A 25261-nucleotide genomic window follows, 5' to 3' on the forward strand; every position below is an offset into this window, starting at 1 on the left:
AACTGATCAGGCGGCGGCGAAGGCGGCCGACCATTGGTCGAGACGGGCGCGGTGCGGCTTGATGAACCGCTCCTCGACGAAACGGCCCTGCTCGACGGCCAGCCGACTACGCTCGTCGCGGTCGTAGACGATGCGGGTCAGCGAATAGTCCTGCGCCTTCAGGCTAGGCTGATACTGCTCGGTCGCCGGGGAGTTGGCGTTGTAGATTTCGGGCCGATAGATCTTCTGGAAGGTCTCCATCGTGGCGATGGTGCTGGCCAGTTCGAGGTCGGTGTAGCCGCCGGTCAGGTCGCCGATGTGGTACAAAGCGAACGGCGCCACGCTGGCCGGGGGCATGAAGTAGCGAACCTTCATCCCCATCTTCGCGAAATACCGATCGGTCGACGAGAAGGCGTCGTTGTCGTATTCCAGCCCCAGCACCGGATGTTCAGCGCCGGTGCGGTGATAGGTCTTGTTGCTGGAGACGCTGAGGCAGATGACCGGCGGCTTGGCGAAGTTGTCGCGATAGGCGCCCGACGCCAGAAAGTGCCGGAACAGCTTGCCGTGCAGATCGCCGAAATCGTCCGGCACGCCGCCGTTCGGATGCGCCTTCAGGTGTTCGGGCAGAACCACGCTGAAGTCGTAGTCGCGGACATAGGAGGAGAAATTGTTGCCCACGATCCCATCGATCCGCCGGCGCGTCTCCCTGTCGATGATCGTCGTCTGAAGGATTTCGATCAGGGGAAAGGCGTCGTCGCGCTCCGAGCCAAGGCTCATCTCGACCGAGACAATCTGAAGCTCCAGCGCATAGCGATCGCCCCTCGGATTGTCGTGGTGCGCCAACGAGTTGAAGCGGTTGTCGATCATCCGCAGGGTGTTGCGCAGATTTTCCCGGCGGCTCTCGCCTCGCGCCAGGTTGGCGAAGTTGGTGGTGATCCGCGTCTTCTCGGCGGGACGATAGTCTTCGTCGAGCGCGGTCCGCGTGATCCTGAAGGTGAAGTCGCTGCTCGCCATGGTCTCTGCCGTTGATGCTGTGACGAGACAGCGGACAGGGACGCGCGACCGCTCGCGCGCAGTCGTCCCGTCGCGGCGTTCATGCGACCTGACCGGACACCCCGCCGGAGGACGTTATCTGTCGGGGCAGGTCTCCTGGCTCACGGGTCACGGCTTCGGGTCCGGCCTTCCCAACGTCAGAAGACGCCAGTGACACGAAATGGACCTTCGGCTCGCCGCTCACAGTTGCGGGGGCAGCGCCGGCATCACACCGGCTTCCCTCTTAGCTCCGCATCGCCCGCAGGCGACGCGCAGAACCTCGACCTGTTCATGAGACGCGCAAGCGACGCCGAAGTCAAGAAACACATAAGGATATCCTTATGTGTTGGGCCAACATCGACATTCTAATCTTTCGAGTTGCGGCTTCGACTGTCGCATTTGCGATTGGGTTCAGCGTCTGCTTCGGGTCGCAATCTGCCAAAAGCATCGGACCGAAAAGCGGACGTCCCCAAGCACAGACTGCATCGATGAATGACGTGTTCCCGGCGCTCTGTAGATGACCGGTCCTGGCGCATCTCAGACACTTTCGTCCTACAGCAGCTTTTGCCTTATGGCGGAAGCTCGCACTGTCAGCTCTACGACTGTACACTGCACCATAGCGTCAGCCTGAGCTTCACTTAGTCTTCGCTTGGTCAGCCACACCGCGTGGAGCAAATAGGCACCCGCGCGCACACGCCTTGATCGTGAGGGCGGTGGTCGGGCGGATATCTGGGGCAGGACCGCAGCTGGGCGGCCAGTACCGCACCCGCACCAGCATGCCGTGCGTGGCACCTGTTTTGTCGTAAAATTGCTTAAGGCTGTAAGCGCCATCCTCACAACGCCAGGCACTGCGCATAGTCATCTCTTCAACGTGCACCACCTCCCGAATGCCGCGTTTTGACGGAAACGCGGCTGCCGCACATCGTGACCCATGGGGAACTGGAATTGGCTCAAGGCGGTGGGAAATCAGAACAAGAACGCGTTCGCTGGTTGGGGCGGGAAATCCTGCAGCACGAACAGGACGTTCGTGCTTGGCTGCAGCGACCTCGAAATCCACTTACCGCGGTTCCGCCGCGTTTTTGCCTGAAATGACCGGTCGGAAGTACAAAAGTGGGCGCAACTCTCGGCCAGCATTTTGGGTTGGGCCACGATAAAACCGACACCCGCCGACAACAATCTTACCGCCGAAGGCCTGAAGTCTTGGTCGATCGTCCAGAATCCCCAAACGAACGACAGCAAGCGTTTGAGAATGCCGGCGTCACGGAAATCGTATCGGGACCGAAGGCGACGGCGTTGCGTATCGCAGCGGCGCGTCGGCCCGGCATGGAAGCGTCCTTTCCGTTGCGCGATGATCGACGCTGGTCCGAGGATCGCATGATCGTCGACGCCGCCAACGATCAACCGCACGACACAGCTTTCATCGAGAAGCTTCTGACCGAATTGGCGGCGGCCTGAGGGCAGGGCGGGTTTGAGCCGGTTCCAACGTCTGGAGTCTGTTTTGTTGGGAGCAATTCCGTCGCTGGCGCGCTGATCGACGACCGCCGACCGATCACGGCGGAGCCTCGCGTCTTCGCTTTCTAAAAAGCCCCTGCATGCTCACAGACACCCGCCTTACTGTCGTCTTCCTTCATTCCCTGGGCTCGAGCCGCCACGATTGGGACGCGGTGATCGACCGGCTTGCCGATGAGGTGGTGACCGTCGCGATCGATCTTCCAGGGTTCGGGGACAGGGCGGGGGAAGGCTATGGCGATGTCCAAGCCGTGCTCGACGACCTGAGCCGCCGCCTTACCGATCTTCATCTCCCCCGCTGGATCCTTGTCGGCCACAGCATGGGCGGCAAGTTTGCGACCTTGATCGCCGCGCGGGCACGTGACGGGGCGGCGGGTCTGAGCGGGTTGCTGGGCGTGGTGCTGGTCGCCGGATCGCCACCCTCGTCGGAGCCGATGGACGAGAGCAGGCGTGCGGATATGCTGACCTGGTTCGACGATCCGACCAGGATCGAGGATCGGGGACGCCAGTTCATCGACGCCAATACCGCCGCCGGTCTGCCGCAGGCCGCCTTCGATCGGGCCCTGGCCGATTTCACTCGATCCAGCCCAGAAGCCTGGCGCGGATGGCTGGCCGAAGGATCGCGCGAGGACTGGTCCGATCAGGCCGGCGTCCTACCTTTCCCCGCCCTGATCATCGCCGGCGCAGAGGATGGCGATTTGGGTGAGGCAGCGCAGCGGCGTGTCAACGCCCCCCACTACCGCGTGGCCGATGTGGTGGTCGTGCCGGATGCGGCGCACCTAATCCCTCAGGAACAGCCGGACCGTCTCGTCGGCCTGCTTCTAGAATTCATCGAGAAGCTCGGTTCATCTGCGCTGCCTCCACGCTTCGTGGATCTGATGGCGTCCGACCGCGTGTCGGATCGCACGCGACGCGCCATGCTGGATCGTCACTTCGGTCCGGCGCCTGCTGACGGCGGCGTCCTGAACCCGACCCAGCGCGCCGTGCTGTCGGCGATGATTGCGCGCATTCTGCCCGATGCAGGCGATCCGGATGATCTGGCGCGACGCCTGGATGTTGGCCTCGCCAGTGGACAGGGCGACGGGTGGAGGTTCGCCGATCTGCCTTCTGACGCCGAGGCCTGGCGACGCGGGCTGGATGAGATCGCCGCCATGGCGCCGGAGTTCGCAACCCTGGCCCCTGATCGCCAGGACGACATCCTGCGCGCCATTTCACAGGGCGAGTGGGCGGAGCCAAGCGGGCTTTCGGCGCACGCCATGAGGCTGTGGTTCCAAGACGTCGTCTCCGAGGTCGCGCGCCTGTGGATGTCGCTGCCGGCGACTTGGGCCCAGATCGGTTACGACGGTTTCGCCACAGGCGGCGAAGGCCGATTCCAAGGCTACGACCAGACGGCGGCGGACCGTACCGAACCCTGGCGTTTGCCGCTGGAGGGGGTGGGTTGAGCGCGCCTGCAAGGACGGCCGGCGAAACCGATGTCGTCATCATCGGCAGCGGCGCCGGCGGGGCTCCGATCGCGGCCAGGCTGGCGAAGGCCGGGCTGTCGGTCACGGTGTTGGAGGCAGGGCGGGCCTTCGATCCGGCGGAGCATACGCCCGACGAAACAACGGCCGATCTCTATTGGATGGAAGAGCGCCTCAGCGGAGGGCGCGACCCGACCGCCTTTGGGGCCAACAACTCCGGCCAGGGCGTCGGCGGCTCGCTCCTGCACTGGGGCGCCTTCTGCCCAAGACCCGATCCCCGTGACCTGACGCTGGCCTCGGAGACGGGACGCGGGCGGGACTGGCCGTTCGGCTGGGACGAATTGAAATCCTATGTCGAGACCGTAGAGACGGTGATCGGGGTCTCAGGCCCGGCCGACTATCCGTGGGGCCGGCGAAAGTTCGCCTATCCGCCTGTCCCGCGCAACGCCCCGGCGGATGCGATGGTCCGTGGCGCGACGGCCGTCGGGCTGACCGTTACAGATGCGCCGGCGGCCGTGCTGTCCCGCGATCGCGAGGCGGGGTCGACGCCCTACCGCATGGCCTGCGTCAACTGCGGCGCCTGCCACCAGGGATGCAGAACCGGCGCCAAGGGCGGCGCGGACAACAGCTTTCTGCCGATGGCCGCAGCCAACGGCGCCACAATCATCGCCAACGCGCGGGCCATAGGCGTGGAGCGTGACGCCGGTGGACGGATCAAGTCGGTGATCTATCGTCGCGACGGGCAGGATCATCGGCTGAACTGTCGAGCGCTGTTCCTTTGTGCGGGCGGTGTCGAGACGCCGAGTCTGCTGCTGAACTGGGGATTAGGTAACGCTGGCGGCGAGGTCGGCCGCAACTTCATGACCCATGTGGCGACCCAGGTCTGGGGCCGGTTCGACGCCGACATGTCGATGAACCGCGGCTATCCCTCTTCCCTGATCAGCGAAGAAATGGTGCGTCCGGCCGACGCGAACTTCGCCGGCGGCTATCTGATCCAAAGCCTTGGCGTCATGCCGGTCACCCTGGCGGGCGGGTTCGCGCGCGGCGCGGGCCTCTGGGGCGCGCCGCTGGTCGATACGCTACGCAACTATCGCCGGCTTGCCGGGATCGGCATCAATGGAGAGTGTCTGCCGGACGACGACAACCGCCTGACCCTGTCCGATGAGGTCGACGCCGTCGGGCTGCGCAAGGCGCGGATCGACTTCAGCTATGGCGAAAACGAGCGGCGTCTAGACGCCCATGCCCGGCGCGTCATGACGGAGCTTTGGACGGCAGCGGGCGCCGAGGACATCTTCGCGGTGGCCCGGTCGGCGCACACCATCGGCGGCTGCCGGATGGGGGACAAATCGGACGGGGCGGTCGTCGACGCCGACGGGTGCAGCGTCGAGATCGACAATCTGTACGTCTGCGACAACTCCATCTTCCCCAGCGCGCTTTCGGCCAACCCGGCCTTGACCCTCATGGCCGTCGCCCTGCGCACGGCCGATCGCTTCCTCGAACGTCAACGAACAGGAGATTTGTGATGGACCTCGGGATCAAGGGGCGTATCGCCCTCATTTCCGGCGCCGATTCCGGCATGGGCAAGGAGACGGCGCGGCTGCTGCTGGAAGCTGGCGTACGGGTCGCCCTGACCGACAAGCCGGACGGCACGCTGGATGAAGCCGTCCAGGAGCTTTCCGCCTTGGGCGAATGCATCGGCGTGACCGGCGACGTGACCAAGGCCGACGATGTCGAACGCCTGTGGGCGGAGGTCCGAGACCGCATGGGCGATCCGGACATCTATGTGAACGCAGCGGGCGTGACCGGCGCGACCGGCGATTTCCTGGATGTCGATGACGCCGGTTGGCTGGAGACGCTCGACATCAATCTGATGGGCGCGGTGCGGATGTGCCGCCAGGCCATTCCGGCCATGCGGCGTTCGGGCTGGGGCCGTATCGTCCTGTTCGCTTCGGAGGATGCGGTCCAGCCCTATGTCGACGAACTGGCCTATTGCGCCTCGAAGGCCGGTATTCTCAGCCTGGCGAAGGGTCTGTCCAAGGCCTATGGCTGCGACAATGTGCTGGTGAACACGGTCTCGCCAGCCTTCATCGCCACCCCAATGACCGACGCCATGATGAAGAAGCGCGCCGAGGAACGCGGCGAAACCTTCGAGGAGGCGATCAAGAGCTTCCTGAAGGAAGAGCGGCCCGGCATGACGCTGGATCGCAGGGGCAAGCCGGAGGAGGTGGCGGCGGCCGTCGTCTTCCTGTGTTCGGAGCGCGCCAGCTTCATCAACGGCGCGGGCATCCGGGTGGATTCCGGCTCCGTCGCCACCATCGCCGGCTAGTCGCCCGGCAGAACGAGAGAGACCGGCGGCGGGATGATCCCGCCGCCGGTTTTGTCTTGTCAGGCGACGCCCATGCCGCCGGTGACGCCGAAGACTTCGCCCGTGATGTAGCTGCCTTCTTGAGAGGCCAGCAGCACATAGACCGGGGCGATCTCGACGGGCTGGCCTGGACGACCCAGCGGCACCTGCTCTCCGAACTTCATCACGGCGTCCTGCGGCTGTCCGCCAGACGACTGCAGCGGCGTCCAGAAGGGGCCGGGCGCCACGACATTGGCGCGTATGCCCTTTTCGATCAGCTGCTTGGACAGGGCCTTCGTATAGGCGACGATCCCGGCCTTGGTGGTGGCGTAGTCCAGCAGGATGGCGGAAGGCTCGTAGGCCTGAATCGAGGCGGTGGTGATGACCGAGGCGCCCGCCGGCAGATGCGGGACGGCCGCCTGGGCGATCCAGTGCATGGCATAGAGGTTGGTCTTCAAGGTCTTGTCGAAGTCTTCCGACGTCACCTGAGAGATGTCCTCGCGATACTGTTGGCGGCCGGCGTTGATGACAAGGATGTCCAGTCCGCCCAGCGCCGACACGGCCTGTTCGACCATCTGCCGGCACCAGTTTTCATCGGTGATGTCGCCGGGCAGATCGATGGCCTTGCGGCCTTCAGCCTCGATTAGGGCGATGACTTCGGCGGCGTCCTTGCGCTCGGACGGCAGATAGGAGAGGGCCACATCGGCGCCTTCCCGAGCATAGGCGATGGCGGCCGCCCGGCCGATGCCGCTGTCCGCGCCGGTGATCAGGGCCTTGCGTCCTTTCAGCTTGCCGGAACCCTGATAGCTGTCCTCGCCATGATCGGGCTTGGGGTCCATCTCGCGCGCTTCGCCCGGTACGGGTTGGGGTTGGCGCGGGAAGGGCGGCTTTGGATATTGCTCGCGCGGATCCTGAAGGGTCAGGCGATCAGTCATGGAACGTCTCCGTTTCGGGCTGGGGGGAAGAGGTCTGCGCCTTGCCAACGGCGGTCAGGGCGGTCAGATGCGCGAGGTGGCTGAGCCCCTGCGGCATGTTGCCGAGGTAGGCGCCGGTGTCCGGGTCGATCATCTCGGTCAGCATGCCCCAGCGGCCGCTGAGGGCTTCGCGCAGGGCGTCGATGCGGGCGCGCGCCTTGTCCGGTTCGCCTAGCGTCGCCCAGGCTTCGGCGATCCAGAAGGAACAGGCGATGAAGCAGCCTTCCTCGGCCTGCATGCCGGAATAGCGATAGTGGAAGACGCCGGCGCCGAGGTGGCGGTCCAGCGCGTCAAGGGTTGCGCGCAGCCGCTGTTCGCCATCGAAGCGGAACCGCACGGCCAGGGCCAGGGCGGCGTCCAGCTTGTCGCTGCCCGGATACATCACGAACGCCTGAAGGCTTTCGGACCAGCAATGCGTCTCGACCCAGTCAAAAATCCGGTCGCGCTCCCGCCGCCAGCGATCCCGGCACGTCGTCGGCAGTTGTCCCGCGTCCGCCAGCTCGACCGCACGGGCCAGGGCCTGCCAGCAGCTGATCTTGGACATGGTGTAGTGCTGCTGATCCTCCAGCTCCCACATGCCCGCGTCCGGCTGTCTCCAGGCGTCGGCGCACTGGTCCGCCAGTTCCGACAACTGCTGGGCGCTGGCGCTGTCGAGGATGTTGCCGCAGCCGACGAAGCGCGAGGCGGTCTCAAAGATGTCGCCGAATACGCCGTGCTGGGCCTGGTCGGCGGCGCGATTACCCGTGACGACCGGACGCGAGCCTTTATAGCCCGGCATGTCCCAGTGCGTTTCCGGCGGCACGAGTGCGCCGTCGAGGCTGTAGCAGACCTTGGCGCCATGGCGCTTCAGCTGCATCAGCAGCCAACTGAAAGCGGCCTTGGCCTCCGCCTGAGCGCCGGCCGCCAAAAAGGCCTCGATCGTATAGCCGGCGTCGCGCAGCCAGGCGTAGCGATAATCCCAGTTCTTATCGCCGCCCAGACGCTCGGGCAGGGACGTCGTGGCGGCCGCGGCGATGGCGCCCGACGGGGAATACAGCAGCAACTTCAACGCCAGGGCGCTGCGAATGAAGTCGTCGCGATACAGGCCGGGGCAGTTCAGGCGCGCCGCCCAGTCCCGCCATTCCTGATCCGACAGGTCGATGCGGGCGTCGATCTCTTCGATGGACGGCACGACCAGCGGCTCGTCCCGCCCGGCGACGATGGCCACCGTTCGCCGCTCGCCTGCGTCGACAACGATGGTTCCGACAATGCCCTCATCGGACCATTCGCATGAGATGCGCGGATCGTGGACGAACAGGCCGAGCACCCGCTCGACATGAAAGACCGTGTGTTCGCCGATCTTGGAATGATACGGATTGGCCGTATCGCCCCGACGCCCCAGACGCATGTCCAGGGAGAAGGTCACTTCGCCCTCCAGGCCATCGATACGGCGGGCCAGTTCGCACCAGGGCAAACGACCGGCCGTGCCGCTGTTCAGGCTCTCGGTCAGGCGCGCGCGCCCATTGGCGGTGGTAAACTCCGTCTCCAGCACATTGCTGTCGGGGCGATAGCGGCGGGTCGCCGTGAAGGCCTCGGTCGGCGTGATCGAAAACCGGCCGCCTGCCGGATCCAGCAGTCGGTCGAAAAGGGGCGGCGCGTCGATCGCCGGCACGCACCACCAGTCAATGCCGCCATCCAAAGCCGACAGAGCCACCGTCCGGCCCTCGCCCAGAACGCCATAGTCTTCGAGGGCGACGTATCCATCGGGACGGAGCGCTTGCGACGAGCGCGCCGGATGGGGCGTAAAGGTCGTCTCGGTCATCGTTTGGACGATCCGATCGCAAAGCCAGCCGTTACGGCAAGGCCGGCAAGGACGCCGACCGCCGCGACCTTGAGCGCCGCAAGCTGGCGGCTGGACACGAAACCGATCCAGGGTCTGATCACCCGTTTGGTGTCCGGGCCGTCGATCGCCGCCGGGCCTTCTTCCGGGCGGTCGAGATTGCCCAGGCGGGGCAGTTGGGGGTCGCCCTGTTGTGGCGCGATCATCTTGGCGGCCTGGCGATCCGCCAGCGCCGGTGCGAACTGTTGCGCCAGCGCCATCAGCCATGTCGTGCGACCCACGAAGACCTTGCGGCTGGGCCGCTGCACAGCAGACCAGACGGCTTCTGCACACAGGCGAGGATCGAACAGGGGATCTGGAATGACCTGCGCCCGGTCTGTCCGGTTGCGTGACCACAAGGGCTGGGGCGTGTTGACGGCCGGCAGATAGACGGTGGTCAGGGTGACGTTGGAGGCTGCGGCGATCAGTTCGGCCCGAATGGCCTTGGTGAACCCGTCGACGGCCGCCTTGGCGCCGCAGTAGGCGGCCTGCAGCGGGGCAGGGCGCAGCGCCAATCCCGAGGAAATCTGGATCACCGCCCCTTTGTCCGCCGGTCGCATGGCCCGAAGCGCCGTTCGCGTTCCGTAGACCTGAGACAGATAGGTCGTCTCGACGACGCGGCGGTAATCGGCGTCGGTCAGATCTTCATCGCGTCCGATGACCGTGGACATGGCGTTGTTGACCCAGACATCGATGCCGCCGAAAGCGTCCATGACATCGCGGCCCGCCTGCTCGACGAAGGCCGGATCGGACACATCACCCGCCATGCCGATCACTCGGTCGCCCGAACGATTCAGCTGTTCGACGGCGTTGAAAAGCCGCTCAGCCTGTCTGGCGATAACCACGACCTGCCATCCGGCTTGGGCGAACCTATCGGCGATTGCGAGACCGATGCCGGCGCTGGCGCCTGTGACGACGATGACCGGCATGGCGATCCTTCTGATCTCGATTGCGGAATGACGATCGCGGTTGCGGCCGAACGGGGAGGCTCTGACAACGACACGTCCGGAGGAAGGTTGCCGATCGGAAGATCGGTGCTGCTACCCTAAACCGCCGTTGGGGCTATCAGCTGGACTGCCTCCGGCGACGACGTACCTAACCCGCCGGAACTCTAAACCGCAGACGCCGCCCACCTCTGTGTGGCGATGACCCGTGGCTCCAAGGGCCTGGTGATCTGCTCGTCAACACTGGTGATCGCGCCATCCAGCTGACTTGGGCAGGGATGGCACTTCAGGTTGGTATGGGTCGGTTGCCAACCAGATGGGCAGCACGGATGAAAGTCCGGTTTCGGGCTAGACGCCAATATCTCCTTCTGGCGCATCTGCGACATCCGGGAATGATTGCGGCTAACTCTTACCGGCGGCGAACGGCGATTACTCTTGGGTTAGGTCCCAAGGGCACTGTGCTGGTTTCAGGGTTCTCGGTTTCGTTAGGGGCTCTTCGCTTGGCTGGTCCGATCTCGTGTCATGGATGGCAACCCGGCTTATGCAGTCCGCGGCCCAACCCATGAAATGGTGCTAGGCAAGACGCCCATCCTTTCTGCAAGCGAAACGCAGCGTCTTCTAGAATTCATTCGTACCGCACATTGATCGCATCGATGACCTATAGTTTTGCGCGGGTGTCGGCGGCGGTCGGAATGGACGTCGAAGATCTTGTGCAGGCTGCAGGCCGGTTCGACTTCGTGAAAAACGCGGCAAGGTCCAGGAACTCCCGATCCACCATAACTGCTCGATCATCTCGATGCCTATCTTGAGCGCGCCGGCCATCGCGACCAGGCCAAGGCTCCGCTCTTTCAAAGCTCACGCTGGCGCACCGGTTTGCTCACCGGACATCGCATCTCAAGGCACGACGCTTACACGACGATGATCAGGAGGAGGGCGGTCACAGCGGGCATCGTGGCGCGGATCGGCAATCACTCGTTTCGCGGCACAGGGATCACCACGTTCTTGCTCAACGAGAGCAGTCTGGAGATGGCCCAGAAAATGGCGAACCACTCCAGCCCTCGTACGACCAAGCTCTATGACCGCCGCAATGACCGCATTATCCAGGACGCTATCGAGCGGATCCGGATCGAATGAGGGTAGGTTTAGTCGGAGCTGCTTGAACTCGAACTGCTGCTATCCGAACTGCAGCTACCGTCACTCCCGCTGCTTCCACACGATGTGCCGGCGTCACTGGATGTGGCGGCGAGCGTTGCGGTTGAAGCCACAGCCTTGCCAGACCTATCGGTTCTCTCGCGAGGGTTGTCATCTTGGGTTGGAGCTCCGTTTCCTTCAGCAGCATGCCTAGCAAAACTAGCAGCACGAACCCGCCAGCGATTACGATAAGGATTATGACGACTGCTTTCAAAATCATCGTGTCACTCTCCAAGTCCGAGGAGGATGGTAGACGATTTTAAGATGCGCCAAACGCTGCCGTTTGTCGTTCAGACATCAACTATGAGCCCAAGGTGGAAATCAACTCTGACTCAGATTCGGAAAACAATCGAAACGGCGGTCAATTGTGAAACGCCACACCGTTTACGACCTTGACCGACGCATTCGCCTTATCGCCTAATATATATTATGAGAAATATAGGGATTAGGTGACGATAGGAGTTGTCAGTGCGCTCAAGAGCCGCGGCGTTGAATTCCGAAGCCTGACTGATGGCATCGACACTACGACACCGGCAGGACGGTTCTTCTTCCATATGATGGCGGCTTTAGCTGAAATGGAGCGAGACCTGATCCGCGAGAGGACCATGGCAGGCCTGGCAGCCGCTCGAGCGAGAGGACGGACTGGCGGACGTAAGCGGGCTCTATCGTCGCGCCAGCTTGAGCAGGTCCGTCTATTACTTCAGCATCCAGATCAGACTATGGGAGCCGTGGCGACCACTTTCGGAATTTCTCGTAGCACTTTGTATCGCGCTTTGGCCCGGACTTCGGATCAGATCGGCAAATAATCCTAGATCTTTTAGCTTCCTAAGTGCGATTTGCGGTCTAACAGATACGGGTGGATTTGTACGAAGATCATGCAACCTCCCATCCAGTCGATAACATTTGGGCTGCTATTGAATGGAAGCGCGCCAATGACGCCTTACCAAAACGACATCTGGCTCAAAATGACCGCCAAGTTGCTGGGAAACCTATCCGTACTTTGCATGGGCGTCGCACTTTTCGCCGCAATGGGCGTTCGGTTTATGGATCACCAAATCAAGTTTGGGGTGATCGCGGGAGTGTTGTTGTTTTGGGTCAGCATGCGAATGCTGCGATATCTGTCGCCCTAAAGTTCCTGATGCTGGACAGCTTGCCTCGGCAAGAGCTGATAATCAGGCGGGCGCTTCCACGATCCGCTTCACTAGCTACCACCCTCGCTCGAGGGTCCGAAATCCTGCGCTGCAGCACTAGCTGCTAGAGTGGCGGGGCACCGACTATTGCCATGCAGTGCATTCCAATCATTCAGCATCATCATTTGCGCCGAAGCGTTGGATTCTCGGGAATATGGAACATGGCAACGGTGAAAATTCAGTTAGTTAGAGTCCTGGAATTTCGGAGCATTCACAAGGAGGGGCTAAGTCGTCGAAGCCTGCCACTGCTGGAACAACGACTTCGGCAGGACCTCGTATAGATCATCCGACGTCAGCCCCGGGCCAAAACGCTCTGCGGCATCGGAATGGAGCCAGACGGCGGCGCAAGCGGCATTGAAGCTGTCCATATGCTGGGCGATCAATCCGCCGATCATGCCGGCCAGGACGTCGCCGGTTCCGGCCGTCGCCAGCCAGCGCGAGCCGTTTTCGTTTCGGCGGATGCGACCGTCAGGCGATGCGATCAGCGTCTGGGCGCCCTTCAAAACGATCGTCGCCTGGGCCGCTCGCGCCGCATCTTTAACGGCCGTTTCTCGCCCCTTCGCGAGCAGGCCTGGGAAAAGTCGATCAAACTCACCTTCATGCGGCGTCAGGATATCGTCGCGATCCAACACGGCGAACAGTTCAGCAGTCCGACCTTTGAAGACCGACAGACCATCCGCGTCGATCACCAGAACGGCGCCGGTCGAGCCAAGCGCCTGAATGTTAGCGATCGTCGCATCGTCTAGGCCTGCGGCTGGTCCGATCACGACGGCGTCGCTGCCGGCGGCTTCTCGACTTAAGTTTTCCGGTGAAGAAAAAGGCGTCAACATCACCGCTTGCACAGCCGGCGCGATCACCGACGCCGCATCTGGCGGACAGAGGATTCGCACGACTCCAGCGCCCATCCTGAGACCCGCATGAGCTGCAAGTCGCGCAGCGCCGGTATGATGCGCCTTTCCCGAAACGACCGCCAAACGTCCACGCGCATGCTTGTGCGTTCCCGCGCTCGGCCAAGGCAGAAAATTGCGCCAGATCGCCGGGTCGTTGGTTTCTATCATCCGCGTTCCGATTATCCTTCGCCAGCCTGCGAAAATCGCTTGCTTTGAGCGGCCCTGCTGTGTCCCATTCGCGCCCGAGCGCCGCTGCATTCCGTGCGCCGCTCCGGGGTCGCCATGAAGAAAATTGAAGCCATCATCAAGCCCTTCAAGCTGGATGACGTCAAAGAGGCGCTCCAGGACGTGGGCGTGCAAGGCATGACTGTGCTGGAGGCCAAGGGATATGGTCGCCAGAAGGGTCATTCCGAACTGTATCGCGGCGCAGAATACGTCATCGACTTCCTGCCCAAGATCAAGATCGAGGTTGTCGTCGCCGACGACCTTGCGCCCGCGGTTGTCGAGGCCATTCAGTCCTCGGCTCGCACAGGCAAGATCGGCGACGGCAAGATCTTCGTGTCCGACGTCGCCGAGGTGATCCGCATCCGCACCGGCGAAACCGGAGCCCAAGCCGTCTGACCTGACTACCCTCCCCGGCCCTCGGCCCTCGGGTCGCTGTCCGGTCTCCTCCCCAAACGACAAGAACAGGACTTTCCGAGAATGAGCGCCAGCAAGATCCTCAAAGAGATCAAGGATGAGGAGGTCCAATATGTGGACGTCCGCTTCACCGACACGCGCGGCCGTCTGCAGCACGTCACCTTCGACGTCGATCTGGTCGACGAGGACTTCCTGAACGAAGGCACGATGTTCGACGGCTCGTCGATCGCCGGCTGGAAGGCCATCAACGAGTCCGACATGCTGCTGAAGCCGGACCTGACCACGGCCTACATCGATCCCTTCTATCAGCAGAAGACGATGTTCCTGTTCTGCGACGTGCTGAACCCGGACACCGGCGAGCCCTACAACCGCGACAGCCGCTCAATGGCCAAGAAGGCGCTGTCTTACGTCCAGTCGTCGGGCGTGGGCGACCAGGTCTTCTTCGGACCGGAAGCCGAGTTCTTCATCTTTGACGACGTGCGTTGGTCCACCCAGCCGCACGATACCGGCTACAGCTACGATTCGACCGAGTTGCCCGCCAACACCGGCGCTGAATATTCCGAAGGCAATATGGGCCATCGTCCTGGACCCAAGGGCGGCTATTTCCCCGTCAATCCGGTCGATTCCGGACAGGACCTGCGCGGCGAAATGCTGGGCGTCATGCGCGATCTGGGCCTTCAGCCCGAGAAGCACCACCACGAGGTGGCTCCGGCTCAGCACGAACTGGGTCTGAAGTTCTCGGACCTGCTGACCATGGCCGACCGCCTGCAGCTCTATAAGTACGTGATCCACAATGTGGCCCACGCCTACGGCAAGTCGGCGACCTTCATGGCCAAGCCGATGTTTGCGGACAACGGTTCGGGCATGCACGTCCACATGTCGATCTGGAAGGACGGCAAGCCTCAGTTCGCCGGCGACCAGTACGCCGGTCTGTCGCAGGAATGTCTGTGGTACATCGGCGGCATCATCAAGCACGCCAAGGCCATCAACGCCTTCGCCAACTCGACCACCAACTCCTACAAGCGTCTGGTGCCCGGCTATGAAGCCCCGGTGAAGCTGGCCTATTCGGCTCGTAACCGTTCGGCCTCGATCCGCATCCCGCACGTCTCCTCGCCCAAGGCCAAGCGTCTGGAAGCTCGCTTCCCCGATCCGATGGGCAATCCCTATCTGACCTTCGTCGCCCTGCTGATGGCCGGTCTGGACGGGATCGAGAACCGTATCGATCCGGGCGCGCCCGCCGACAAGAACCTCTACGACCTGCCGCCGGAAGAGCGCGGCTCGATCCCCGAGGTCTGCGGCTCGCTGCGTGAAGCGCTGGAGAACCTGGATAAGGACCGCGCCTTCCTCAAGAAGGGCGGCGTCATGGATGACGACTTCATCGACAGCTATATCGAGCTGAAGATGGAAGAGGTGATGCGTCTGCAACTGCATCCGCACCCGGTCGAGTTCGACATGTACTACAGCTGCTGATCACCTGATCGCAGCCAAGAGGAAGGGCCGGGGATCGCTCCCCGGCCCTTTTTGCGTGGCTTGACCGCTTCGAGCAGCGGTCGACGAGCCGAGGTGGCGCTAAGCGATCTCGGCTTCCAGATAGTCCGCCTTCTTGCGGCGCAGCTCGATCAGTCGCACGCACCAGATTGAAATCTCGTAGAGAATGACCAGCGGCACGGCCAGCATCAGTTGGCTGATCGGATCGGGCGGCGTGACCACGGCTGCGACCACGACGACAGCGACGATGGCGTAGCGCCGACCGGCCGCCATGACCTTAGAACTGATCAGACCGGCGAGGCCCAGAAGGGTCGTCACCACGGGCAGCTGGAAGCAAAGACCGAAGGCGAGCAGCAACGAGGTCACCAGGCTGAGGTAGTCGGAAATCTTAGTCGTCTGCGCCACGGATATGCCGTCGGTGGCGACTTGCTGGCTCAGCGAGAACAGCATCACGAACGGCAGCATGACGTAATAGACCAACGCCCCGCCCAGGCAGAACATCACAGGCGCGGCGATCAGGAACGGCAGAAACGCCCCGCGCTCGTTGCGATAAAGACCCGGCGCCACGAACCGGTACATCTGCCACGCCATGACCGGGAAGGTCAGGACCGCCGCACCAAACGCCGCGATCTTCATCTTGGTGAAGAGCTGTTCCAGCGGCGCCGTGGCGATCAGTTGGACAACGGCGGCGCTCCCTGGCGGATAGGGTTTGATCCCCGTCATCACCGCGATCAGTTCGATCGGATTGGCGTGACCGCCGGTCGACAGGGCGGCGGCATGGATCGCCACGGCGGCCTGATACGGCTTGATCAGCGCAATCTGGATCTGATTGGCGAAGGCGAAGCAGAGGATGAAGGCCAAGAAGAAGGCCACGACGCAGATCAGCAGCCGCCCGCGCAGCTCGATCAGGTGATCCATCAGGGGCGCGCGCGACGCCTCGATCTCGGCCTCGTCACGATCGGAAGGCGTCACAGGTCAACGGCTTTCTTGCGCGAGGTCTTGGGCTTGGCGGCTGCAGGCTTGGCCGTGGCCGCCGGCGCGGCGGTCTTCGGTTTGGCGGCTGAGCGAGGCTTGGCGGTCGCCGATCCGGCGACCGCCGCCCCCGTCTTTGCCTTGGGGGCCGCTCGCTTGGATTTCGTCGTCGTAACGGGCTCAACGGGCGCGGGCGTATCCGGCCATTCATCTGCCGCAGGCGTCATCACCGGCGCCTCCGTTTCGGGCGCAGGCAGGGCAACCGCCGCAGTCGGCCCGGTCAATCCGGCGTTGATGTCCTTGAAGGCGGCGTCCGCCTCGGCACCCAGGGGATACACGGCCCCCTGCCCCGTCCGCAGCGCCTCGACCTCTTTGCGCAGGTCGTCCAGTTCGGACTGACGCGCCATCTCGTCGAAACTGGATCGGAACTCATTGGCCATGGCGCGCGCCTTGGCCACCATCTGACCGACGCGACGCATCAGGACAGGCAGATCCTTTGGCCCCACCACAAGCAGGGCCACCAGACCGATCACCACTAATTCGAAACCCCCGATACCGGGGCCGAGCCCGCCCATGCGTCAGCCCTTACAGACGACGACTAGCGCTTCAGCTCTTCCTTTTCCGCCTCGGTGCGCGGCAGCGAGCTGACGCCCTCGTGCGGACCGTCCTTCTTGTCTTCGTCCTTCAGGCCGTCCTTGAAGGCGCGAATGCCCTTGGCGGCGTCGCCCATGATGCCCGACAGCTTGCCCCGGCCACCGAACAGCAGCGCGATGACGACGATGACGATGGCCCAATGCCAGATGCTCATGGAGCCCATGGCTAATCTCCTCGCGGGGATCGGTCATCCGATCCCATCCACTCTTATTCGACCCGCATATAGGCGCAGTGATGGCCCCGCGCCAAGGGAGGCTGTAGGTCTGCGCGACCATGAGTCCCTCCGATCACGTCATCATCCACACCGACGGCGCCTGCAAGGGCAATCCGGGCCCCGGAGGCTGGGGCGCCGTGCTTCAGGCCGGCGGCGGTCACGAAAAGGAACTGTGGGGCGGCGAGGCCAACACGACCAACAACCGCATGGAGCTGATGGCCGCCATTATGGCGCTGGAAGCCTTGAAACGGCCCTGTAAGGTCGAACTGCATACCGACAGCAAATACGTCATGCAGGGTATCACCGAATGGATGCGCGGCTGGAAGGCGCGCGGTTGGCTGACGGCCGACAAAAAGCCTGTGAAAAACGCAGACTTGTGGCAGCGGCTGGACACGGCCCGCCTGCGTCACGACGTGAAATGGCGGTGGGTGAAGGGTCATGCCGGCCATGAACTGAACGAACGCGCCGACCAACTGGCGAATCGCGGGGTCGCGGAACTGCCCCGGCGCTAGACCGCCTCCACTTCCTTGTCCGGCTCGGCTGGACGTCGGCGGACTCGCGACCCGCTCATCACCGCACCAAACAGAGCCGTGACGGCCGCGATCTGAAACCCATGCCTAACGCCGTTGATCGGCGCGGCCGACAGCAGAAAGGCCACCACCACGGCGCCCAGGGATTGCCCGACGACCCGCGCCATGCCCAGGGTTCCACCCGCTGCCCCGGCGCGATTCTTCGGCGCTTCCGACAACATGGCGCGATTGTTGGGCGACTGGAAAAATCCGAAGCCCGCGCCGCAAAGCGCCATGCGCCACACGATGTCGAAATGGGTCGAATCGGCATTGAGGAAACTCAGCGCCATCAGGCCGCAGGCGAACAGGCTCAGGCCGATGGCCCCCAGCACGCCCGCCGAATAGCGATCAGACAGATGGCCGGCCAGCGGCGCGGCAATCATGGTCGCCAGTGGCCAAGGGGTCATCAGCAGGCCAGTCTCGACCGCCGTAAGCCCCAATGTGCCCTGGAGGAAGAACGGCAAGGCGACGAACGCCATCATCTGGGCGGTGAAGGATATGATCGAGGTGGCGACCGACAGGCTGAACATCGGTCGCGCCAGGAGGTCGAGCGGTATCAACGGCGACGTCCGTGAGCGCTCGTGGCGAATCAGCAAAATCCCGGCTGCGAGCCCTGCCCCTGTCAGACCGAAGCCAAGAACGGCCGCCTCACCGTGCGCCAGCGATTGAAGGCCTGTGATCAGCAGGCCGAATGCGGCAGCGTTAAGCGCGGCCCCGAGCCAGTTCAGCTTTCGCGGCTGGAGTCGGTTGTGCGGCAGGGTGAAACCCGCCAGCGACACCGCCAACAGGCCGATGGGTATATTCAGCGCAAAGAGCCAGCGCCAGTGTCCAATAGCCAAGATAGCGCTGGCGATGGTCGGCCCCGCCGCCGCCGCCAGCGACACGATCACCGCGTTGATCCCGACCGCACGACCCAGCAGTCGCTGCGGATAGGTGTAACGGACCAGGGCCCCGTTGACGCTCATGATGCCTGCCGCTCCGAAGCCCTGAACAACGCGTGCGAGGCTGAGCGTCTCGATGGAGTTGGCGAACACACAGGCGATGGACGCCAGGGTGAAGACGGCCAGACCGGCTTGCGACACGCGGCGATAACCGACGATCTCGCCTAGCGACGCGAGTGGCAAGAGGGCGACTACGATGGCGATCTGATAGGCGTTGACGATCCAGATCGAGGCGGCCGAGGACGCCTGAAGATCCTGCGCGATCGACGGCAGGGCGACATTGGCGATCGCGCCATCCAGAACGGCAAGCGTGATGCCCAAGCCGATGGACACGACGGCCCAATAGCGCCTGGGTGTCGGCAAGCCGTCAGTGACGGCGTTCTGGGGTTCTGTCATGCCTGACGAACGCCGATGCGACCGTTGCGTTCAGACGGGTGATTGCACCGTCAGCAAAGAGCCGTTCACGCGCATCACGACGACATCTTGTCCTTCGACCGGCGCCTCGCCCACAATCTCGGCCGGCCATTCGGCGCCGGAGATGAAGACGCGACCGCGGCCCGCGACGAATGTCTCGACCACCCGCGCACGCTGGCCGACCAAACGGCTGTCGCGGTCATTGATGTCGGGACCGTCGGGATTGGCTTTAGAGATCAGACGACGGGACAGCAGGGTGGCGATGACCGTCAGAATAGCGAACACGGCGACCTCGCCCGGCAGCCCCAGCCGGACCCCAGCCGCCGTCATGACCGCGACGACGCCGGCCGAAACCGCGGGCCACAGCAGCCATTCGGTCGAGAACATCGCCTCGACCGCCAGCAGCAGAACCCCGATCGCCAACCAGATCCAGAAGGGCTGGGCGGCATAGAGATCAGCAAGCGACATCATCGGTCAGCCTCCTTGGATCAGGCCGAGGGTGGAACGGAGCCCCCGGCGGGACGGCGGGGCGGCGCAGGCCGCACGGGAGGCGTCGCGGCCGAGTTCTGATCCTTGGCCAGGCTGACCATCTCGCCGATTCCGGCGATGGTGCCGACCAGGGCGCCCATTTCGGCGGGCACGATGACGGTGCGCTGTTGCGGGCTGCGGGCCAGTTCAGCGAAGGCCTCGACGTATTTCTGAGCCACGAAATAGTTGATGGCGTTGACGTCCCCGCGGGCGATGGCTTCCGACACCATAGCCGTGGCGCGCGCCTCGGCCTCGGCCTCGCGCTCGCGCGCCTCGGCGTCGCGGAAGGCGGCTTCCTTGCGGCCCTCGGCCTGAAGGATGGCGGCCTGTTTCGCGCCCTCAGCGCGGGCGATGGCGGCGGATTTCTCGCCGTCAGCCTCGGTGATGACGGCGCGACGTTCACGCTCGGCCTTCATCTGACGCGCCATTGCGTTGGTGATGTCGGTCGGCGGGGTCAGGTCCTTGATCTCAATCCGATTGACCTTGACGCCCCACGGTTCGGTCGCTGCGTCGATGACATGCAGCAGGCGCGTATTGATGCTGTCGCGCTGGCTCAGCACCTCATCGAGTTCCATCGAACCGACCACGGTCCGCAGATTGGTCATGCACAGCTGCGAAATCGCATAGGGCAGATCGTCGACGCGATAGGCGGCGCGGGCGGAATCCATCACCTGGATGAAGACGATGCCGTCGACCTTCACCATGGCGTTGTCCTTGGTGATGACCTCCTGGGTCGGCACGTCCAGCACCTGTTCCATCATGTTCATGCGGCGGCCGACGCGTTCCACGAATGGCGTCAAAAAGCCGATGCCCGGGCTCAGTGTCTTCGTGTATTTGCCGAAGCGTTCGACCGTAAATTCACGGCCTTGCGGCACGATCTTGATCACGCTGATCAATAGCACAATGGCCAGCAGCAGCACGACGCCGGCGAAGATGGTGGTCACGTCCATTCAGATCCCTCCCTGACGCGGCAAGCCTACCCGCTGCGCGCGAGCGGCGCCAGACAAACCGAGAGGACGACCGCTTTAAAGACCGTGCTTGGCCCGCCAGGCCGCGAGACGCACGCTGACGTCACGCTCGATGTCGCCGTAGAAAAGATTGTAGGGGACGATCTTGCGCCGATCAGCCCAACTGCCGCCAGCAGTCAAGAAATCGGCGTCCGGCGCGCTATGCCACAACAGACCGCCACGGCATTCGGTGGAGATCAGCCGGCCAGTCAGGGCCGGTCGGGCTCCCCATTCCAGGCCGGTCGCATTGGTGGCGCCGCTGTGCTGACGTGCTGCGGCACGTGGCTGGCTCGCAGCACCCGTTACCGGATTCACGCAGATGGGGTCAGTGGACAGGTTTACCAGATCGCCGCGATCGTCCCATTCCAGAGCGCGTCTCAGCTTGCGCCGTGCGCCTGGTTCGTCGCCGTCCTGCACCGACGCCCAGGCCACGATACATCCCGTTTGGTCGGCCGTGTCGCAGGGAGAGATCGCCTGCCGGAACATCTCGCGCCCGACCAGGGTCTCGATCAGATAGGCGGCGACAAGCCTGTCCTTCAGCGCCGGACTGGCGCGGAGCCGGTCGCGAACGAGACGCGCCGTCAGTTCCCCGCCCTGTTCGACGCCGGCGATCACGATCGGGCCGGCAGGATGCTGTCGCAGCCACAAGTCGAAGGCGGCCTTCACATCCTCATAGGCGAAGGCGCGCGCTTCACGGGCATCGTCTCGCAAGGTCAGGCGCGTGTAAAGGCTGGCTTGGCGATACAGCGGCGCGCTTACCCTTCCTTCCCGAGCGAAGGGCGACGCATAGTTGGGCAGCACGACGCGTCGCATATAGGCGTTGGCCCGCGCGTCGTCGATCGGCCCATTCCACTCGGCCCCGCCATTGAAAGTGGTCGGCATGACGAAGAAGACCGCCGCCTGACTAGGCGCGCCCTGATCGATCAGCGCCCAGGAGGATGTTTTTCGATAGTCGGGCGCGGGCGGCGGCTTGTAGGTTTGAAACGGCACCTGCGGGTCCAGACCTGCCCTCAGGATGTCGCCGCTCCAAACCGCGACGGCCGCCGTCAGCACGAAGACGGCGGCGAAGCCTGCATATCCGACCCATTGCCTGAAGGTCAGCCGACGCATCAGCGGTACGGATCAGCCGTGGCGAGGAAGTCCTGCACGTAGCGCCGCACGCCCTCTTCCAGCGGCGTGGATTGACCCTCGAAGCCTGCGGCGCGGATGCGATCCATGCGGGCTTCGGTGAAATATTGGTAGCGGTCGCGGATCGACAGGGGCGTATCGACATAGTCGATGGAGGGCGTCTTGCCGGCGGCGTCAAACGTTGCGCGCGCAAGATCGGCGAACGACCGCGCCTGACCCGAGCCGGCGTTGAAGATGCCCGAGACCTGCGGCGACTGGAGCAAAAACTCGATGATATCGACTACATCGTCGACATAGACAAAGTCGCGCATCTGGCCGCCGTCCGCATAGTTCGGATTGTGCGACCGAAACAAAGTCACGGTCTCGCCTGCGGCGACCTTGGGCCAGATCTGAGCTACGACCGATTTCATTCCGCCCTTGTGACCTTCGTTCGGGCCATAGACGTTGAAGAATTTCAGCCCTGCCCACTGGGGCGGCGCCTGCCCCCGATCCGCCTGCCGAACAGCATACTGGTCAAACAGCATCTTCGAATAGCCATAGGCATTTAGAGGGCGAAGCTGCGACAATGAGTCTGCATCGTCATCGTCGTTGAAGCCCGTCTCTCCGTCGCCATAGGTCGCAGCGGAAGACGCGTAGATCATCCGCGAGCCCCGGATTGAGCACCAGTCCCACAGGTCGCGGGATAGGATGAAGTTGGTCCGCAGAATCAGGTCGGCGTCCGGCTGGGTCGTTGAAGAGATCGCCCCCATATGCACCACGGCCTCAATCCGCTCGGCGTGGCGCTCCAGCTGCTCGAACAGTTCTTCCGGCGACCAGAAGTCGGCGATTGCGTGCTTGGCCAGATTCTTCCACTTGGCCAGGTCAGCCGTCTCCAACCGGTCGCAGACGACCACATCATAGGCGGTCTCCGCCGTCAGCCGCGCAACAATGTTTGAACCGATGAAACCGGCGCCACCGGTCACGACGATCATTCTCGGCGTCACTGCGCGCTCCCTGTCATTTTCTCGATCGTTCGCGTGGTCGAATAGCCGTCCTTGAAATCGGCCAGCTTGACCTCGCCGCCCCAGCTTTCGACCAGATCGCCGCCTACGACGCCCTCTCGCGTATAGTCCGAGCCCTTGATCAGAATATCAGGACGCAGCCGTTCGATCAGGGCGATCGGCGTAGGATCATCGAAGCTGGTGACGCGGTCGACGCTGGCCAGCCCGCCAATGACGACGGCGCGACTGTCCAGATCATTCACCGGTCGCCCCTCGCCCTTCAGTCGTTTGACGGAGGCGTCGGTATTGAGCGCCACAACTAAGCGATCGCACCAGCTGCGCGCCTGCGCCAGATAGGCGACATGGCCGCGGTGCAGAATGTCGAAACAGCCGTTGGTGAATCCGACCTTCAGGCCCTGACGCCGCCAGCCCTCGACCTCGACCGCCAGCTCGTCGATCGGCGTCACCTTGGATACCGCAGCGGTGGCGTGCTGGCTCAGCTCGGCTTCGACAAGCTCGGCGGGTGTGACGACAGCCGTCCCGGCCTTCCCGACAACCACGCCAGAGGCCAGGATGGCGAACTCGACCGCCATCTCCAGCGACGCGCCGACCCCCAGCGCCAACCCGATCGCGGCCAGGCCTGTATCGCCTGCGCCAGACACGTCGAAGACCTCGCGCGCCCGGCCAGGGAAGTGCTTTACCGGTTCGCCGCGCCGCGCCAGGCTCATGCCCTTGCCCGCACGGGTGACGATGATCGCCTTGGCGGTCGTGGCGGCCAGCAAGGCGGCCAGCGCCGTCTCGACCTCGGCGTCCGTACCGACCGGCAGGCCGGTGGCGCCGGCCAATTCCGAAGCATTGGGCTTGATGACATCGACCGCGCCGTAGCGAGCGAAATCCCTTCCCTTTGGATCGACGACGACCGGCGCACCAGATCTCTTCGCCGCGTTCAGCGCCGAAGCCAGGAGCGCATCGCTGACGACACCCTTGGCGTAGTCTGACAGCAAATAGACCGAGGCATCTGTAAACGCGTCCGAATCTTGGATTGCTGTCGGCGCAGCCTCGTCATCTAGCCGCAGCAACTGTTGCCCCCCCGAAACGAAGCGCGTCTTCACTATGGTGGACGCGCCTGCCGGCCTCGCCACGACGTCCTCGATGTGCGGCTCGGCGGCGATCAGAGCGGTCAGTTCCGCCCCAGCCGCGTCGTCCCCGATCACGGCGCCCAGTCTCGCCACACCACCCAGGGCCGCGATATTGCGCGCGACATTGCCGACGCCGCCTGGCATGGCGACGGTGCGGCTGGTGCGGAGCACAGGGATCGGCGCCTCGGGCGAGATGCGGCTCACCTCGCCATAGACGTAGCGATCCAGCATCAGATCGCCGACGCAGGCGATCTTCAGGCCGCGCACGCGCTCCAACAGGCTTTGAAGGGCGCCCAGATCCAAGTTGTCAGACATAGGTCCGACCTAGAGGATTCAGGCGGCCCGCGCCACCGGCGCCTTGGCCCCGATCTTGATGGCCAGGTCATCGAAGGCGATCAGTTCGGCGGCCAGGGTCTCGAACTGGCTCAGCGGCACCATGTTTGGGCCATCCGAAGGCGCGTTGTCGGGATCCTGGTGCGTCTCCATGAACACCGCGTCCACGCCCACGGCCACCGCCGCGCGCCCCAGCACCGGCACGAACTCGCGCTGACCGCCCGACGACGCGCCCTGCCCGCCCGGCTGCTGAACGCTGTGGGTCGCATCGAACACGACAGGGCAGCCGATCTCGCGCAGCACCGGAAGCGCCCGCATATCGCTGACCAGAGTGTTGTAGCCAAAGCTGGCGCCGCGTTCACAGGCCATGACGTTGGGATTGCCGGCGCCAACTACCTTGGCGATCACGTTTTTCATGTCCCAGGGGGCCAGGAACTGACCCTTCTTGATGTTGATCGCCTTGCCGGTAGCGGCGGCGGCCAGCAGCAGGTCGGTCTGGCGGCTGAGGAAGGCCGGGATCTGCAGTACATCGACGACCTCGCCGACCGGACCACACTGAACCTCGGAGTGAACGTCTGTCAGGGTCGGCAGGCCGGTCACCTCGCGAATCTCGGCGAAGATCGGCATGGCGTCTTTCAAACCGATGCCTCGCGCGGCGGTGGCGCTGGTCCGGTTCGCCTTGTCGAAACTGGTCTTGTAGATGATGCCGACGTTCAACCGCTCGCCGATCTCCTTCAGGGCATGTGCCGTCTCCAGCGCGTGCTGGCGGCTCTCCATCTGGCAAGGACCGGCGATGAAAGCGATTCTTGCGCCGCCGCCGATGACGACAGGCGTCCGAAGACCTTCGGACAACGTAATGACAGCGTTGGGTCGGCTCACGAGGC

At 63.7% G+C, this 25261-nt stretch carries 24 protein-coding genes and 1 riboswitch; of the genes, 9 read left to right on the top strand and 15 right to left on the bottom strand.

Annotated features, from left to right (window positions below; all coding sequences use genetic code 11):
- Positions 1 to 6: 6 nt before the first annotated feature.
- On the bottom strand, positions 7 to 993 hold the full coding sequence (locus tag ABIC32_RS12365) for a DUF1852 domain-containing protein (protein ID WP_354074377.1): 987 nt from the start codon (positions 991 to 993) through the stop codon (positions 7 to 9).
- 108 nt (positions 994 to 1101) lie between these two features.
- Positions 1102 to 1309, bottom strand: a riboswitch (cobalamin riboswitch).
- A 902-nt stretch (positions 1310 to 2211) separates the two neighbouring features.
- Here ABIC32_RS12365 and ABIC32_RS12370 point away from each other — a divergent pair.
- The 4 genes from ABIC32_RS12370 to ABIC32_RS12385 all read left to right on the top strand — a co-directional run bounded on the left by ABIC32_RS12370 (position 2212) and on the right by ABIC32_RS12385 (position 6306).
- The gene (locus ABIC32_RS12370) at positions 2212 to 2466 is read left to right on the top strand and encodes a hypothetical protein (RefSeq protein ID WP_199060705.1); all 255 of its coding nucleotides are present in this window, start codon (positions 2212 to 2214) and stop codon (positions 2464 to 2466) included.
- A 137-nt stretch (positions 2467 to 2603) separates the two neighbouring features.
- On the top strand, positions 2604 to 3962 hold the full coding sequence (locus tag ABIC32_RS12375) for an alpha/beta hydrolase (RefSeq protein ID WP_354074378.1): 1359 nt from the start codon (positions 2604 to 2606) through the stop codon (positions 3960 to 3962).
- Positions 3959 to 5503 carry a GMC family oxidoreductase gene (locus ABIC32_RS12380; RefSeq protein ID WP_354074379.1) on the top strand — a complete coding sequence of 515 codons (1545 nt, stop codon included), beginning with the start codon at positions 3959 to 3961 and terminating at the stop codon, positions 5501 to 5503. Before ABIC32_RS12375 ends, ABIC32_RS12380 begins: the two co-directional genes overlap by 4 nt.
- Positions 5503 to 6306, top strand: coding sequence for an SDR family NAD(P)-dependent oxidoreductase (locus ABIC32_RS12385; protein WP_055753696.1), 804 nt, complete (start codon positions 5503 to 5505; stop codon positions 6304 to 6306). The genes ABIC32_RS12380 and ABIC32_RS12385 overlap by 1 nt, the downstream gene beginning before the upstream one ends.
- Before the next feature lie 59 nt (positions 6307 to 6365).
- Here ABIC32_RS12385 and ABIC32_RS12390 read toward each other — a convergent pair whose 3' ends face one another.
- From ABIC32_RS12390 to ABIC32_RS12400, 3 genes are read right to left on the bottom strand one after another with little or no spacing between them, the layout of a single operon-like run.
- Positions 6366 to 7259, bottom strand: a complete 894-nt coding sequence (locus tag ABIC32_RS12390) for an SDR family oxidoreductase (protein WP_354074380.1) — start codon at positions 7257 to 7259, stop codon at positions 6366 to 6368.
- Entirely contained in the window at positions 7252 to 9099 is a 1848-nt protein-coding gene (locus tag ABIC32_RS12395) for a glycoside hydrolase family 15 protein (RefSeq protein ID WP_354074381.1), read from the bottom strand. Before ABIC32_RS12395 ends, ABIC32_RS12390 begins: the two co-directional genes overlap by 8 nt.
- Entirely contained in the window at positions 9096 to 10085 is a 990-nt protein-coding gene (locus tag ABIC32_RS12400; RefSeq protein WP_354074382.1) for an SDR family oxidoreductase, read from the bottom strand. Before ABIC32_RS12400 ends, ABIC32_RS12395 begins: the two co-directional genes overlap by 4 nt.
- Before the next feature lie 795 nt (positions 10086 to 10880).
- On the opposite strand from ABIC32_RS12400, the gene ABIC32_RS12405 reads away from it, so the two are divergent.
- Together ABIC32_RS12405 and ABIC32_RS12410 are read left to right on the top strand one after the other, a co-directional pair.
- Complete coding sequence (locus tag ABIC32_RS12405; protein WP_199060270.1) at positions 10881 to 11234, top strand: tyrosine-type recombinase/integrase; 354 nt, start codon at positions 10881 to 10883, stop codon at positions 11232 to 11234.
- Between the two features lie 506 nt (positions 11235 to 11740).
- On the top strand, positions 11741 to 12097 hold the full coding sequence (locus ABIC32_RS12410; protein ID WP_354074383.1) for a recombinase family protein: 357 nt from the start codon (positions 11741 to 11743) through the stop codon (positions 12095 to 12097).
- 608 nt (positions 12098 to 12705) lie between these two features.
- Here the strand turns inward: ABIC32_RS12410 and ABIC32_RS12415 are convergent.
- The gene (locus ABIC32_RS12415; RefSeq protein WP_354074384.1) at positions 12706 to 13539 is read right to left on the bottom strand and encodes an NAD(P)H-hydrate dehydratase; all 834 of its coding nucleotides are present in this window, start codon (positions 13537 to 13539) and stop codon (positions 12706 to 12708) included.
- A gap of 114 nt (positions 13540 to 13653) precedes the next feature.
- Here ABIC32_RS12415 and ABIC32_RS12420 point away from each other — a divergent pair, with 114 nt between their 5' ends.
- Positions 13654 to 13992: a P-II family nitrogen regulator gene (locus tag ABIC32_RS12420; protein WP_153921793.1), complete on the top strand. Its 339-nt coding sequence runs from the start codon at positions 13654 to 13656 to the stop codon at positions 13990 to 13992.
- 81 nt (positions 13993 to 14073) lie between these two features.
- Positions 14074 to 15480: a type I glutamate--ammonia ligase gene (gene glnA / locus ABIC32_RS12425; RefSeq protein ID WP_066551526.1), complete on the top strand. Its 1407-nt coding sequence runs from the start codon at positions 14074 to 14076 to the stop codon at positions 15478 to 15480.
- Between the two features lie 99 nt (positions 15481 to 15579).
- Here the strand turns inward: glnA and tatC are convergent, their stop codons facing one another.
- Genes tatC through ABIC32_RS12440 form a run of 3 tightly spaced genes read right to left on the bottom strand, consistent with a single transcriptional unit; the run spans position 15580 to position 17287 of the window.
- Positions 15580 to 16470: a twin-arginine translocase subunit TatC gene (gene tatC / locus ABIC32_RS12430; protein ID WP_354074385.1), complete on the bottom strand. Its 891-nt coding sequence runs from the start codon at positions 16468 to 16470 to the stop codon at positions 15580 to 15582.
- Positions 16467 to 17045 (bottom strand): Sec-independent protein translocase protein TatB, encoded by a 579-nt coding sequence (gene tatB, locus ABIC32_RS12435; protein WP_354074386.1) that lies wholly within the window; start codon positions 17043 to 17045, stop codon positions 16467 to 16469. Before tatB ends, tatC begins: the two co-directional genes overlap by 4 nt.
- A gap of 23 nt (positions 17046 to 17068) precedes the next feature.
- Positions 17069 to 17287: a twin-arginine translocase TatA/TatE family subunit gene (locus ABIC32_RS12440; RefSeq protein WP_017503863.1), complete on the bottom strand. Its 219-nt coding sequence runs from the start codon at positions 17285 to 17287 to the stop codon at positions 17069 to 17071.
- Between the two features lie 110 nt (positions 17288 to 17397).
- Here ABIC32_RS12440 and rnhA point away from each other — a divergent pair, with 110 nt between their 5' ends.
- Positions 17398 to 17850, top strand: a complete 453-nt coding sequence (rnhA, locus tag ABIC32_RS12445) for a ribonuclease HI (protein ID WP_066551523.1) — start codon at positions 17398 to 17400, stop codon at positions 17848 to 17850.
- Here the strand turns inward: rnhA and ABIC32_RS12450 are convergent.
- The 7 genes from ABIC32_RS12450 to kdsA all read right to left on the bottom strand — a co-directional run bounded on the left by ABIC32_RS12450 (position 17847) and on the right by kdsA (position 25256).
- A complete protein-coding gene (locus ABIC32_RS12450; RefSeq protein WP_066551522.1) occupies positions 17847 to 19244 on the bottom strand; it encodes an MFS transporter in 1398 nt (465 codons plus the stop codon). The genes rnhA and ABIC32_RS12450 overlap by 4 nt on opposite strands.
- 30 nt (positions 19245 to 19274) lie before the next feature.
- Positions 19275 to 19733, bottom strand: coding sequence for an NfeD family protein (locus ABIC32_RS12455; RefSeq protein WP_066551521.1), 459 nt, complete (start codon positions 19731 to 19733; stop codon positions 19275 to 19277).
- A gap of 17 nt (positions 19734 to 19750) precedes the next feature.
- Positions 19751 to 20740: an SPFH domain-containing protein gene (locus ABIC32_RS12460; protein ID WP_066551520.1), complete on the bottom strand. Its 990-nt coding sequence runs from the start codon at positions 20738 to 20740 to the stop codon at positions 19751 to 19753.
- A gap of 75 nt (positions 20741 to 20815) precedes the next feature.
- Positions 20816 to 21907, bottom strand: a complete 1092-nt coding sequence (locus ABIC32_RS12465; RefSeq protein ID WP_199059886.1) for a DUF3089 domain-containing protein — start codon at positions 21905 to 21907, stop codon at positions 20816 to 20818.
- Positions 21907 to 22896, bottom strand: a complete 990-nt coding sequence (gene rfaD, locus ABIC32_RS12470) for an ADP-glyceromanno-heptose 6-epimerase (RefSeq protein ID WP_199059898.1) — start codon at positions 22894 to 22896, stop codon at positions 21907 to 21909. Before rfaD ends, ABIC32_RS12465 begins: the two co-directional genes overlap by 1 nt.
- 8 nt (positions 22897 to 22904) lie before the next feature.
- A complete protein-coding gene (gene rfaE2 / locus ABIC32_RS12475; RefSeq protein ID WP_354074387.1) occupies positions 22905 to 24359 on the bottom strand; it encodes a D-glycero-beta-D-manno-heptose 1-phosphate adenylyltransferase in 1455 nt (484 codons plus the stop codon).
- Between the two features lie 18 nt (positions 24360 to 24377).
- On the bottom strand, positions 24378 to 25256 hold the full coding sequence (kdsA, locus tag ABIC32_RS12480; protein ID WP_307511221.1) for a 3-deoxy-8-phosphooctulonate synthase: 879 nt from the start codon (positions 25254 to 25256) through the stop codon (positions 24378 to 24380).
- Between the last annotated feature and the right edge of the window lie 5 nt (positions 25257 to 25261).

This window comes from Brevundimonas sp. 1080 (genome assembly GCF_040545985.1).
In the GTDB taxonomy this organism is placed as follows: domain Bacteria; phylum Pseudomonadota; class Alphaproteobacteria; order Caulobacterales; family Caulobacteraceae; genus Brevundimonas.

Coding starts and splice junctions, on each gene's coding strand:
- ABIC32_RS12420 (WP_153921793.1), top strand. CDS start 13,654: ATGAAGAAAATTGAAGCCATCATCAAGCCCTTCAAGCTGGATGACGTC.
- ABIC32_RS12460 (WP_066551520.1), bottom strand. CDS start 20,740: ATGGACGTGACCACCATCTTCGCCGGCGTCGTGCTGCTGCTGGCCATT.
- ABIC32_RS12415 (WP_354074384.1), bottom strand. CDS start 13,539: ATGATAGAAACCAACGACCCGGCGATCTGGCGCAATTTTCTGCCTTGG.
- ABIC32_RS12365 (WP_354074377.1), bottom strand. CDS start 993: ATGGCGAGCAGCGACTTCACCTTCAGGATCACGCGGACCGCGCTCGAC.
- ABIC32_RS12395 (WP_354074381.1), bottom strand. CDS start 9,099: ATGACCGAGACGACCTTTACGCCCCATCCGGCGCGCTCGTCGCAAGCG.
- ABIC32_RS12390 (WP_354074380.1), bottom strand. CDS start 7,259: ATGACTGATCGCCTGACCCTTCAGGATCCGCGCGAGCAATATCCAAAG.
- ABIC32_RS12450 (WP_066551522.1), bottom strand. CDS start 19,244: ATGACAGAACCCCAGAACGCCGTCACTGACGGCTTGCCGACACCCAGG.
- ABIC32_RS12385 (WP_055753696.1), top strand. CDS start 5,503: ATGGACCTCGGGATCAAGGGGCGTATCGCCCTCATTTCCGGCGCCGAT.
- ABIC32_RS12455 (WP_066551521.1), bottom strand. CDS start 19,733: ATGATGTCGCTTGCTGATCTCTATGCCGCCCAGCCCTTCTGGATCTGG.
- ABIC32_RS12465 (WP_199059886.1), bottom strand. CDS start 21,907: ATGCGTCGGCTGACCTTCAGGCAATGGGTCGGATATGCAGGCTTCGCC.
- rfaE2 (WP_354074387.1), bottom strand. CDS start 24,359: ATGTCTGACAACTTGGATCTGGGCGCCCTTCAAAGCCTGTTGGAGCGC.
- ABIC32_RS12440 (WP_017503863.1), bottom strand. CDS start 17,287: ATGGGCTCCATGAGCATCTGGCATTGGGCCATCGTCATCGTCGTCATC.
- ABIC32_RS12375 (WP_354074378.1), top strand. CDS start 2,604: ATGCTCACAGACACCCGCCTTACTGTCGTCTTCCTTCATTCCCTGGGC.
- glnA (WP_066551526.1), top strand. CDS start 14,074: ATGAGCGCCAGCAAGATCCTCAAAGAGATCAAGGATGAGGAGGTCCAA.
- ABIC32_RS12400 (WP_354074382.1), bottom strand. CDS start 10,085: ATGCCGGTCATCGTCGTCACAGGCGCCAGCGCCGGCATCGGTCTCGCA.
- tatB (WP_354074386.1), bottom strand. CDS start 17,045: ATGGGCGGGCTCGGCCCCGGTATCGGGGGTTTCGAATTAGTGGTGATC.
- rfaD (WP_199059898.1), bottom strand. CDS start 22,896: ATGATCGTCGTGACCGGTGGCGCCGGTTTCATCGGTTCAAACATTGTT.
- rnhA (WP_066551523.1), top strand. CDS start 17,398: ATGAGTCCCTCCGATCACGTCATCATCCACACCGACGGCGCCTGCAAG.